The organism is Prevotella sp. LCP21S3_D2, assembly GCF_052118345.1.
Lineage (GTDB): Bacteria > Bacteroidota > Bacteroidia > Bacteroidales > Bacteroidaceae > Prevotella.
Genome location: NZ_JBQKHJ010000009.1, coordinates 15,949 through 26,954, shown reverse-complemented (window position 1 = coordinate 26,954; position 11,006 = coordinate 15,949). Strand labels below are relative to the sequence as shown.

Below are 11,006 nucleotides of genomic sequence, written 5' to 3'. Positions count from 1 at the left end.
CTATGACAGAGGATATGAATAATATAGAGGAACTCGTTGATAAAAATGAGAAGCTTATAGATATATGGGGGCGTAGAACTCCAAAATTTGAAAAGAAATATGAGCAAACCGTTATGAGAGTAATCTCGGATTATGGGGTTGGAGCATCAGAGAATACAGGTGCAAAAGGAAAGGTGTTGGGTGCAGGTTATGAACCTTACATCATGGCTTTCTTTATCGGCCTATATGCAGGTAAGAAACTTCCATTATCAGAAGATTCCGATGATTTGAAGGTTTTGGGACAGCCTTTGCAATTTTGGGGCAATCTTGATTCGAAGAAAACTCGAAAAGCTTATCCTGCGTTGCGTTCTTATATATTTATGGCTCTCGTGGCAAAGACAGATATTGATTGGATTGCCTTGGATAAAGGTGATATAAAGGCAAATACTGTAGTTTTACAATTGATAACTACAATGGAAGAGTATGCTAATTATGGCTTCTCTGTTATGGAGGATAAATTAAAAGAAGATAAGGGATATTTCTTTTCTCATCGTTCCTTCTTGGATATGTTTTTACAGTTAACCTCCAAAAAGGTTGATGAAGAACATGATGAAGAGGAGCCAGAAGAATTATAAAGTAATATAGAAAGGGAAAATATGGACTATGTAGAGGCTTTTGAAAATTTAAAGCCGAATGAGAAATATGGCCGTAAAACTCCACATAAGGCGGTTCTTTTGCTTACCATTATAGAAATGTGTGAATCGGATGAGATTTATTCTAATGAAATTAGATATAATCAGCAGCTGATAGATACTTTTCATAAGGTATGGAAAAGAACCCTGCCTGATGATGATTCTTTATTTGTGGATGCGTATTTCCCATTCTGGACTATGCAAAATGAAGATTTTTGGCATCTTGTTCCCTATCGTGGCAAAGAAGAGAACTTGACTCTGCTGAAAGAAAGACAGGTTAGACCTTCTGAGAGTAAAATCAAGGAATGTGTTGATTACGTGGAACTTGATGAGGATCTGTTTTTTCTTATGACTTTACCGTCAGGACGTTCTTCTTTGAAGCGTGCTCTATTAGAGAACTATTCAGCTCTTACTGAAGAGAAAATAGGTGAATTGGCAACAAGTAAAGACAATGCCATAGATAAGTCTATAGAGGCTTTGGCGGAGTATCAAAAGATTTTGTCATCTGAAAATGAACCCAAACATAATCTTGTGGCAGAGTCGTGTGATGAGGAAAAGCAAAACCTTTTTTATGCTTTAGATGAAGATGTACAAATTCAATTAAACATAGAATACTATACTTTCCTCAAGGAACATAAGGCTGAGAGAGAAATGTTTAGATCATTATGTCCAACGGTCTTTGATTTATATGATAAAATCTCGGCTCATCCAGTAAAGCAGGAAGATGTAACAAGTTCTTTGCTGTATCTTTATGAGAACTTCTTGATGGATTTAAAAGTAAATCTTTTAGGTGTGGATGCTACATTAAGTTTGGTAGATTGTATTGAAAATGCTATCAACCAGCTTCATGCTCATGAGCATCAAGAGGATGTGTTCAACTCGTCGAATATTGGAATAGAAGATGATACTGTAAAAAAAGAAAACTCTTCTGGAGATTCAACGCTTTCAGATGATTCTATATCTTCTGCCGATGACGAATCTTCTGTCGTGAATTATAGAAGAAAGGATTTGCCATGGACCGAGAATGAAGAAGAATTACTTTTACTTTGTTATGAAAAGGGAAAAAACATAGAGGATATTGCTAGTATTCTAGGGAGACCACAGAACTCAATTAAGTTGCGTCTCGCCAATTTAGGAAAGATAAAGTATGATTTTACACAAAGTGAAAATACTGAAGGTTCTAAAAATACTGATCAGGAATTGGCAACTCTTGATTTTTATGTTGAGAACATGGAGAGGCTGTGCTTTATCTTGAACAGAAATGGTGAACGTGTCTATTCTACAGATGGAAAATTAAAGATTCTGCATGGTAAGCTCTATCGTTTCAATTACAAAGATGATATTTGTTTCACAGTTAAGGACATGGTGTGTACAAATGGAGTTTGGGATAAGGGCGAGAAGACAATAGTTGCTTATATGCAAACTGATTTGTTCCCGTTATTGGATAGAACCTATTATCTGGACCAAATTGAGGATATTAAAGAAGGTAGTTGTATGCAGCAAAATCAAATTCGTGTCGATGGAAAATGGTATGATTTTGATGGTAATTTAATAGGTAGAGCAACAGAACAACTCCCTGATATATTGGGCAATGTTGAATGTGAAGGAATCCAGGTTCGAAATGCAGGGAAAGATTTTGTGCTCAAAGGAGGACTTGAATTTATCACCACAAAGTTATGCAGTTCTTACGATTATCTTTGGTTGATGGCCATTGTTGATTTGGTGAATGTTCACCAACATGCCTGTGTGTTCGATTTCGATGAAATAGCATGTATGATGATAGCTGAGGCTTGGAGGCTGTTGGACAAATATCCTCATCTTAAGATGAATAACGAGTCTTTGGTAGAGTGTATTGAGTTCTTGATCAATGAATCTGAGGATAATATGGAGCAAAAACTAGGTTGGACTACTCCAAGTTTCGAAGTGTATAGTTCTATCAAAGAATATCCAATGAGTGGTATTTTTGAGGATTTAGTAGATGAGCTTGTTGAGGAATCTCCTGCTAATGTTCTAAGATTATGGTTGGACGATAAGGATGAGCGAGATTTGGTATTGCATTCTGCTAATTATGTAAATAGATGCTTATACTCTTTGCATCTCAAAAAATTTGATTCTTTTATAGAGGTTAATCCTATTTGGAAAAAGTATTTGAGGGTTGAACAAACTAATTTGTTAACTTTTATGCAAGATAGTTTAGTTGCTTTTCTCAATCGATAACTACCGATAAGAAGAACGCAGAATAGATACTAATTCGAAGGGTAAACCTTAAATTCCGTACCGCCAAAGTACTCCTGTTATCATGTACTTTGGCGGTATATTATAATTCCAACCAGTCGGTATCTATGTCGAATAATTCAAATAATCTTCTGCAGGATTTGATTGGCACGGATTCTTCGGCTTGACCGATGAAGTCATCTTCATGGCTTCTGATATAAGCATCCATATCTTCCTCCTTAACAAGGATTGGACCTTTGATGTTTGTAAAGATGAAAGGGTAGCAGTCATCCTGGGTATAAAGCTCGTCTTTGTTTTCCAAGAAAGGCTCGCACTCCATGCCTGTTGCCACCAACATCATGAGGTATAGCTTGAAGTCACGTTGAAGAAAACTGCGTATCTTAGGGATTAATGTGAATGTAGAAGAATTGTAAAATGTGAGACAATGTTCCGCAAATTATGAAAAGGTGAGACGCTGTCTCACTTATAATAGGAATTTTGGGGACGTGTCCCCAAAAACTGATAACAATGATATAGAATAATGGCAAACAACAATGTAAACATGAGTGAATTAAAACATTCATTTACAGGCTCATTTATCGGCTCATTTTGTATATGCAACGTTAATTTAGCTGACGATAGCGCAGTATCGGTACCATGCTATTGTCACATTTTATACTGGAACAAAATTCCCCAACCCGCTAGAGTAAGTAGGTTGGGGTATATTTTTGTTATGTTTTACCTCTGAGATATTATCTTATTTCAATTTATCGAGTTGTTCCTGGGTTAGTCCGGAATACTTCATGATCAGATTGATGTCAACACCATCTGCCAGCATATTCCTGGCAATATCCAGGGCTTTCTGGTTCTTGCCTTTTTCCACACCTAATTCCATACCCTCAGCAAGTCCTTCTTGCTTAGCCGTATCAATGGAGTTCTTGATATCCCGGTATGCCATCTTACTTGCTTCATACTCCCTCATTTCCTGTGGAGTAAACTTGGCTATTTCGGCTTCCTCAAAGAGACGGTCGAAAACCTTGTCGCACAACTCCTTCGGACGCTGGGTAAGCTTATAGAGGTTCTTCAAGGCATAGAGCCACTTCTCGTAGAGTGTCTCCAGTTCTCCTAAGGTCTTATTGAACTTGGCAATCTCTACATAGATAAACTCCAGCTTATCGTAGAAAATCTTGTGGGTAGCGGTATCGCACAATTGTACATGATGGCGAATCTTCTCCTTGTCGAAGGCATCCTCATTCATGTAGAAGTTGAGCAGCGCAACAGTATAGACATGATTGAGCTTGAAATCCCATTCACTCCCCTTTGGTGCCTGCTCGCGGATAGGGAAAGTGGAGTAGAAGAGGGAGCGGTCCTTGAAATACGTCTGGTAGGCATTCTGCATTTCTACGATGAACTTCTCGCCGTTTTCTCCTTCGCAATACACGTCGAAGATTGCTTTGCGGTCGGTATAAACATCACCGACGTGCTCCGGGTTCAGATACGACACGTCCTTCACAACCTGTCTGCCATTAAACAAGCTGTTGAGGAAGCAAATGAGCAAATCCTTGTTCATTGCCGTTCCAAAAATGCGCTTGAAGCCAAAATCGGTCAGCAAGTTGATGTATCGTTCTTCTACCTGTTTCATACGATTTATATTATATGCAAAGATAAACTTAATATTTGTAACATCCAAACTTTTAGGCTGTTTTTTAAGAAAATATAGTTTAAATTGTTTCTGTGGACAAGAGGCCCTCTGTTTTTTGCTTTTATTGAAGAAATTGTCAAGGAATCCTCGGTTTGCCCTGAAGTCATCTTCATATCTGAAGCTGCAATAGCTTTATTGGAAAATTTGTATAAAATAGTTTAATTTATAACGGTTATTGCAACATTTAATGTATATTTGCAATAAAATTCGGCGAATTTATGAAACTAAACAAGATTAATGATGTCTTAAGCAATAATAGGGTTATGGCAAATGAAATCATAAAGACCTCCGATAGCATAGAGGACTTATTTAGTAAGTGCGGTTTGGGGTGGGTTGGTCATATCCTAATCTCCGCAATATTAGGCAGTTCTATATAGTATATGCCAAAAGGCTAAATAGTGGTTATCCTTTTGATGTCAAAAATGCTAACCAGTGGTTAGCAAATTCAAAAAGAACTATTATGTAGATTTGGTTTTCTATAATAGATTGCTACAGTGCTATGTTCTTATTAATTTGAAGACAGATAAGCTTTCTCATCAAGACCTAGGACAGATGCAGATGTATGTCAACTATTACGACCGCTTTGTAAAACAGGATTTTGAAAAGCCAACCATTGGCATATTACTTTGTGAGAGCAAGAATGATGCACTTGTAGAATTGACTTTGCCAAAAGACTCTCATGTCTATGCTTCGGCATATCAATTATACTTGCCAGATAAAGCTTTGTTGCAAGCTAAGGTTAGGGAATGGATTGCAGAGTTTGAGGAAAACAACATCGAATAATATTTTTAATTTGTGAGACAGCGTCTCACAAATTTGCCACTAAGTTTGTAAAGAATTAAAGAATCTACAAAATTTAAGGAGTTATTTGATGAGTGCAGCAAGATAATTTAAGCCTGAATAGGGTTGATAGAAAGAAATCATCCTATCCAGGCTTAATTTTTATCTTCTTCTTCCTCTGCCTTCGTTTCTTCCCTGATTTCCACGATTGCCTCCACGCTCGTTCTTGTCACCGCTGTTATAACGGTTCTTGCGATTGTGGTTGTCGTTATCGAAATTAGGATTGAAACTCTTTTTCTTCTTATCCTTGAAGAAACCGGCATTTGGGTCTTTCTGATTACGGAGTTCGGCTCTTGCTGCTGCTACCGCATCGCGGATGTTTGCATTCGTGGGTTTGCCTGACTTGAGAGATTTTCCATTGTTAAGGTATTTCTCTTCGTCATAGCAACCCACGTTGCCGTAACCCTTTGGGGCAAAGCGGTCTGAAGTATTTCTTCCACGACCTCTGCCAGCGTTTGCTTCTGGAACATTTCTGCCGGCTCCACGCTTGCCTTTAGCTCCTCTGCCAACCCCCGGATTATCATAGGTAGATCCAATAGCCTTGTCATCGTAATTGGTTTTCTTTCCCTTGAATCCGCGGTCAAAACTCTTCTTGTCGTAGAGTTTGTCGATGAGGTCGGCTCTGCCGATGCGGCGAAGTTCACTTTCGATGGCACGGCGCTCCTCTGGCTTATACCAGAAGAAGAACATGCGCTGGGCAAGCTTTTCCTTCTGCGTCTTGGCACTGAATACTGGTTCCAATGTATATGGATCATATCCCGTGTACCAGGTTTCCGTAGATATCGTCATTGGGGTAGGAGTGAAGTCCTGCACCTGCTCGAGATGGAAGTCGAGACCCTTGGTGATGACCGCCAGTTCCGCCATATCCTCTTCATGACAGCCCGGATGCGAACTGATGAAGTATGGGATGATCTGCTGGTTGAGTCCTTCTTCCTTGTTGATCTTGTCGAAGATGCGCTTGAACTCGTAGAACAGGTCGAACGATGGTTTGCGCATGAACTTCAGAACCTCTGGACTGGTATGTTCCGGTGCTACCTTCAATCGGCCGCTCACGTGCTTGGTAATCAGTTCGCGGGTATATTCCCTTGCTGCCTGGTTTACCTTCTCGTCCTTGCTCTTGTGCAGGAGCAAGTCGTAGCGCACACCACTACCGATGAAGCTCTTCTTGATGCCTGGCAGGGCATCTACGGCATGGTAAATCTCCAGCAGCTTGCTGTGGTCGGTATTCAGGTTCGGACAAATCTGTGGGTTCACACATGATGGTCGCTTGCATACCTCGCAAGCTTTCTGGTTCTTGCCGTGCATGCCATACATATTGGCCGAAGGACCGCCCAGGTCGCTCAGATATCCCTTGAAATCTGGCATTTCGATGATTTTCTTTACCTCTTTCAGGATACTCTCCTTGCTTCGGCAAACCACGAACTTGCCCTGATGCGCTGAAATGGTACAGAACGAGCAACCGCCGAAGCAGCCGCGATGCAGGTTTACGGAGAACTTGATCATCTCGTATGCCGGAATGGTCTTGCCTTTGTACTTAGGATGAGGCAGACGGGTATAAGGCAGGTCGAAGGCGGCATCCAGTTCCTCGGTGGTCATCAGCGGGAACGGTGGATTCACCACCACATACTTGCCGTCGGTCTCCTGAATCATGCGCTGAGCATGCATCTTGTTGGCTTCTTCCTCCAGATGGCGCACGTTCTCTGCCTGTCCCTTCTTGTTGTGAAGGCACTCCTCATGACTGTGCAGGATGATGTCATCGTCCTTGAATCCGCCCGGAATGTCCTTCTCCTTGCAGTAGAAAGCCACCTGCGGCATCTCGTGAATCTGGTCCATGGTCTTGCCTTCGGCGAAGGCGTTGGCAAGTTCCACGATAGAGCGTTCGCCCATGCCGTAGAGAATGAGGTCGGCACCCGAATCGCAGAGGATGCACTTGCGCAGCTCATCCTTCCAGTAGTCGTAGTGGCTGATGCGGCGCAACGAAGCCTCAATACCGCCCAGTGCCACAGGTACATCGGGATAGAGTTTCTTTAGTATCTGGGTATAGACGATAGACGGATAGTCGGGGCGCATGTCGTGACGGGAGTCGGGGCTGAAAGCATCTTCGCTGCGCATTCGGCGGTTTGCCGTGTAGCGATTCACCATCGAGTCCATAGCTCCCGGAGATACACCGAAGAAGAGGCGAGGACGACCGAGCTTCTTGAAGTCACGGAAGTCGCCATGCCAGTCGGGCTGTGGAACGATGGCTACACGATAGCCGTTTGCCTCCAGAATTCTTCCGAGGATAGCAGCCCCGAAGGATGGGTGGTCTACGTAGGCATCTCCCGAAAAGAGGATGACGTCCAGTTCATCCCATCCTCTGAGTTCGCACTCCTTCTTGGTGGTTGGCAGGAAGTCTGTTAACTTATAATCCATTCAAAATTATTTAATCATTTACTGCATCAGGTTCTGCTCCTGCAGCTTCTTCTGCTGCCTTCTTGTCCTTCCAGTCTACGTAGAGCAATACGAGATTGTGGAGACCGAGAGCCTTCATGTTCTGATGGTAGATTACGTCGAGGCAGAGGTCGAGCAATGCCTTGTCCTTGATGTCGCTGCTCTCCAGGAGAGAACGAACATTGAACTTCAACTTGTCGAGCACTTCCTCGTCGATGATACCATTGCTATCTACGAGGTTGCGGAGCAACTGATACTTGTCAATAGTCTCTAAATGCTGGGCGCTCACTTCGATAGAGCGTGTGCCAGACTGGTTTGCTTGAATTTTATACATATCTTTTTTTACTTTGAACATTGAACCTTGAACTTTGAACTTTATGATTTGCAAAGTTTGCTCAAATTGTTATTATTATGTTTATTCTTTTATTCTCCTATTCCGTTAAGACTTTGATTATTCTGTCAGGAACTTGAGGATTCCCAGCATGATGCCGTTGCGGGTTTTCTCATCGATGATACATTCCAATGGAAATCCCATGACGAAGGTTCGATAGCTGGAACTCTTGTATGCTACGGCTGCACTGGCACCTGAAGTATATTGCATCGCTGTGAAGGCTTTCTGCACTGCAGGATTTAATATCTCAGGATGGGTGGTGGCGTAGTGGCGATCGTTCAACTGACTGTAATAGTTGAACTCCATCCCCATGCCTGCCACACTATCCGTAGTATACACGATACTATCTCGTTCCGTGATGGTGGAATCTTCCGGGTTGATGTCCTGTACGATGAATCTGGTGCCCGTAGGCTCATAATTCACCTTGAGAATGTCATTCATGAAGGTTTGCTCCTCTTCAGTCTGCATGTCGCTTCCGTTATACGAACCGCTGATAAGCATCTTGCCTCCACTGAGTGCATAATAGGTGATGCGTTTCTGCAGGGCAGGGGTGAATGTCTTGTAATATTCACGGGTATAACCATCATTTCGCTCCAGACCGTTGATAAGGTCTACTGCCTGATAGTTTTCCATCCTAACCTTGCCATTGGCGACTGCTTCGCTGGAACAGCTGGCAATGTTGTATTTGTTTGCCAAAGCGATGCTCCGTGCATGGCTTACTACATAGTTGAAATCATTGCCTGCCACAAACTTTCCTATCATCTCATTGCCGCAATAACCTAGTCCGTTGGTGGTTTCCTGTCCCATCCTGTTAATATCGAAGCTGGTCTGCTTTCCGCTCCATCCGGCTGTGAGTCCATAGCTGACACCTGGGTCTTTGTCGAAGTCGAAACCTTGGATAGAATCATTGTCTTCTACTTGTGGTGAAGCGAGACGATGGAAGTTGTTGACAACCAATACCGACTTCGTAGCTGTTGGATTGTAGAGTGCCGAGAGCGTTTCGGTTGGGAAGCTCTCGCCACCAGCGTTAAGGGCAGCCACCTTGAAACTATATAGTTTGCCTGGTTCCATCTTGATTTGACAGTTGGGACGTCTTACAACGGTTCCGTTGTCAAAACCTCCCTTGCCTTCAGCCTTATATACGATATATCGGGTAGGGCGTGCAGAAGGTTCGATGGAATCGAGCTGTGGAGTCCAGGAAAGATTTGCAAAATTATCATCCAGTTCTACGCTGAAGTTCTTGGGAGCCAGTGGCTGAACCACGTATGGCTTGTCATGATTGCTGTTTATATATCTCAAGATGGTCTTGTAGATAGACCGGGCTATGGCAAATTTTCCCATTGGGTCCTGTGCGATACGCATGTCCGGGAAACTCTGATGAGAGAGCATCTCAAGGATGGCTGAAGGAACCTCGGGCAGGCGAGTCTCCGAATAGTTGCGGTCCCATAGATAGCGCTTGCCAAACTCGCCATAGATAGCGCTGATATCTGTTACCAGATTATCACGTAGTGCTCTGGCAAAATCCTTGGAAGCCATTCTGGATACACCGCTGTTCAGCATACCATCGTTGAAATCGGTGGTGCAGATAGAGAGTGTGCCCCAGGTTGACTTACCGTCCCTGTTATATCCAGCATCGCTATGTAGTGCCAGCGAGAGTTCGATAGGAACATTTTTTCCTTCCAAAGCAGGCATGTATACACTGCCGCCACCCAGCCAGTTGGTCATCAGAGAGCGGGTGTTGATGTCATCTGCATAGTCGTTCTTGCCTTCTCTTCCACTGTAAACCTTGTAGGGTGCTCCGGCCCACTGAGCGTAATATCTCGCTCCTTCCAGGCAGCGGGGCAGTTCGCTCAGATTGCCTTCGCGTTCTATATTGCCCATACCGCCACCAAAGCGTACGGCATCTGTGGTTACAATGCCTCTCTTGGAAGACTGGTTGGTACATACCACCCGGTTGAACTCATTGCATCCACGGTCGAAATCGAAGGTGCCGAGGTATACCCAGGTTCCACCACCCATCTTCTGGTTGACGGTGAATTCTGTTTTTTCTCCCTTATGATAGACGATGTATCTTGCATCGCTCACGCTCTTGGGTACCGTCTGGTAACTGACATAAACCGCATATTTTCCTTCTTCAGGGAAACGGGGCTGATAGATGACCTGGCTGAATTTCTTCCGCTTGGTAGCTTTGGCTTTTCTTGCCGTACCCATGCGGAAAGGATTCTCGCCATCGCTGTATACGTTCTGCTTGTTGGCAAAGCCTACAGAGTCGCAATTGGTCCATTTCCTGCCGGTAGCCAATTCCTTGTAGCATACTGATTTTTCTGCATCATCGTTGTCTACAATGATTTCGTTCTTTTGCCAGTCTCTTTCGCGGGGCGTAAATACCACGGCACCTGCATTTTGCAACATTGGGATGAGATAAGGCACCACAATGGTTTGGGTGAAGAGGTCTTCCGTTGTACAAAAGAGGTTGGGGCGTTGCCATTTCCAACGGCGGAGATCATTGCAATAATAGCGGCCGTGGGAAGCCCATAAAGAGATATGCCGGTTGGACAGACCTGCTGTTGGGAAATAAGGACGGGAGGCATTGAATACCCATGGGTCGTCATCGTAATCTATACCTTCCCAAGCCAGGCTGTTGCCTTCATCGTAGGTAGCAAAAGACGATTTGCCGTTAGCTTGGAATATAATTCCGGTAGCCAACAGCAAACTGCTTACTAAACAATATGTTATATGTTGATGTTTCACTTTTCTT

General features: G+C 43.2%; 7 protein-coding genes and 1 pseudogene. 3 read left to right on the top strand and 5 right to left on the bottom strand.

Features of this window, described 5'->3' with window-relative positions; all coding sequences use genetic code 11:
- Positions 1–14: 14 nt before the first annotated feature.
- Together ACTQ16_RS07750 and ACTQ16_RS07745 are read left to right on the top strand one after the other, a co-directional pair.
- Entirely contained in the window at positions 15–614 is a 600-nt protein-coding gene (locus tag ACTQ16_RS07750) for a glycoside hydrolase family 15 (RefSeq protein WP_203041044.1), read from the top strand.
- 21 nt (positions 615–635) lie between these two features.
- A complete protein-coding gene (locus ACTQ16_RS07745; RefSeq protein WP_441936857.1) occupies positions 636–2,888 on the top strand; it encodes a hypothetical protein in 2,253 nt (750 codons plus the stop codon).
- Between the two features lie 100 nt (positions 2,889–2,988).
- Here the strand turns inward: ACTQ16_RS07745 and ACTQ16_RS07740 are convergent, their stop codons facing one another.
- Both ACTQ16_RS07740 and ACTQ16_RS07735 read right to left on the bottom strand, forming a co-directional pair.
- Complete coding sequence (locus tag ACTQ16_RS07740; RefSeq protein WP_441936855.1) at positions 2,989–3,246, bottom strand: hypothetical protein; 258 nt, start codon at positions 3,244–3,246, stop codon at positions 2,989–2,991.
- Between the two features lie 396 nt (positions 3,247–3,642).
- Positions 3,643–4,527: an Rpn family recombination-promoting nuclease/putative transposase gene (locus ACTQ16_RS07735; protein WP_441936854.1), complete on the bottom strand. Its 885-nt coding sequence runs from the start codon at positions 4,525–4,527 to the stop codon at positions 3,643–3,645.
- A gap of 519 nt (positions 4,528–5,046) precedes the next feature.
- On the opposite strand from ACTQ16_RS07735, the pseudogene ACTQ16_RS07730 reads away from it, so the two are divergent.
- Positions 5,047–5,370 (top strand): annotated as a pseudogene (locus tag ACTQ16_RS07730) (PDDEXK nuclease domain-containing protein); the annotation flags it as partial.
- A 159-nt stretch (positions 5,371–5,529) separates the two neighbouring features.
- On the opposite strand, the gene ACTQ16_RS07725 reads toward ACTQ16_RS07730, so the two are convergent.
- From ACTQ16_RS07725 to ACTQ16_RS07715, 3 genes are all read right to left on the bottom strand, one after another.
- Complete coding sequence (locus tag ACTQ16_RS07725) at positions 5,530–7,839, bottom strand: YgiQ family radical SAM protein (protein WP_441936853.1); 2,310 nt, start codon at positions 7,837–7,839, stop codon at positions 5,530–5,532.
- A gap of 10 nt (positions 7,840–7,849) precedes the next feature.
- On the bottom strand, positions 7,850–8,191 hold the full coding sequence (locus tag ACTQ16_RS07720) for a hypothetical protein (protein ID WP_441936851.1): 342 nt from the start codon (positions 8,189–8,191) through the stop codon (positions 7,850–7,852).
- Positions 8,192–8,308: 117 nt separating this feature from the next.
- On the bottom strand, positions 8,309–10,999 hold the full coding sequence (locus ACTQ16_RS07715; RefSeq protein ID WP_441936850.1) for a golvesin C-terminal-like domain-containing protein: 2,691 nt from the start codon (positions 10,997–10,999) through the stop codon (positions 8,309–8,311).
- Positions 11,000–11,006 lie beyond the last annotated feature (7 nt).

Bases quoted from the DNA above. Each gene is read 5' to 3' on its own strand.
- ACTQ16_RS07750 (WP_203041044.1), top strand. From the start codon at position 15: ATGAATAATATAGAGGAACTCGTTGATAAAAATGAGAAGCTTATAGAT.
- ACTQ16_RS07745 (WP_441936857.1), top strand. From the start codon at position 636: ATGGACTATGTAGAGGCTTTTGAAAATTTAAAGCCGAATGAGAAATAT.
- ACTQ16_RS07740 (WP_441936855.1), bottom strand. From the start codon at position 3,246: ATGATGTTGGTGGCAACAGGCATGGAGTGCGAGCCTTTCTTGGAAAAC.
- ACTQ16_RS07735 (WP_441936854.1), bottom strand. From the start codon at position 4,527: ATGAAACAGGTAGAAGAACGATACATCAACTTGCTGACCGATTTTGGC.
- ACTQ16_RS07725 (WP_441936853.1), bottom strand. From the start codon at position 7,839: ATGGATTATAAGTTAACAGACTTCCTGCCAACCACCAAGAAGGAGTGC.
- ACTQ16_RS07720 (WP_441936851.1), bottom strand. From the start codon at position 8,191: ATGTATAAAATTCAAGCAAACCAGTCTGGCACACGCTCTATCGAAGTG.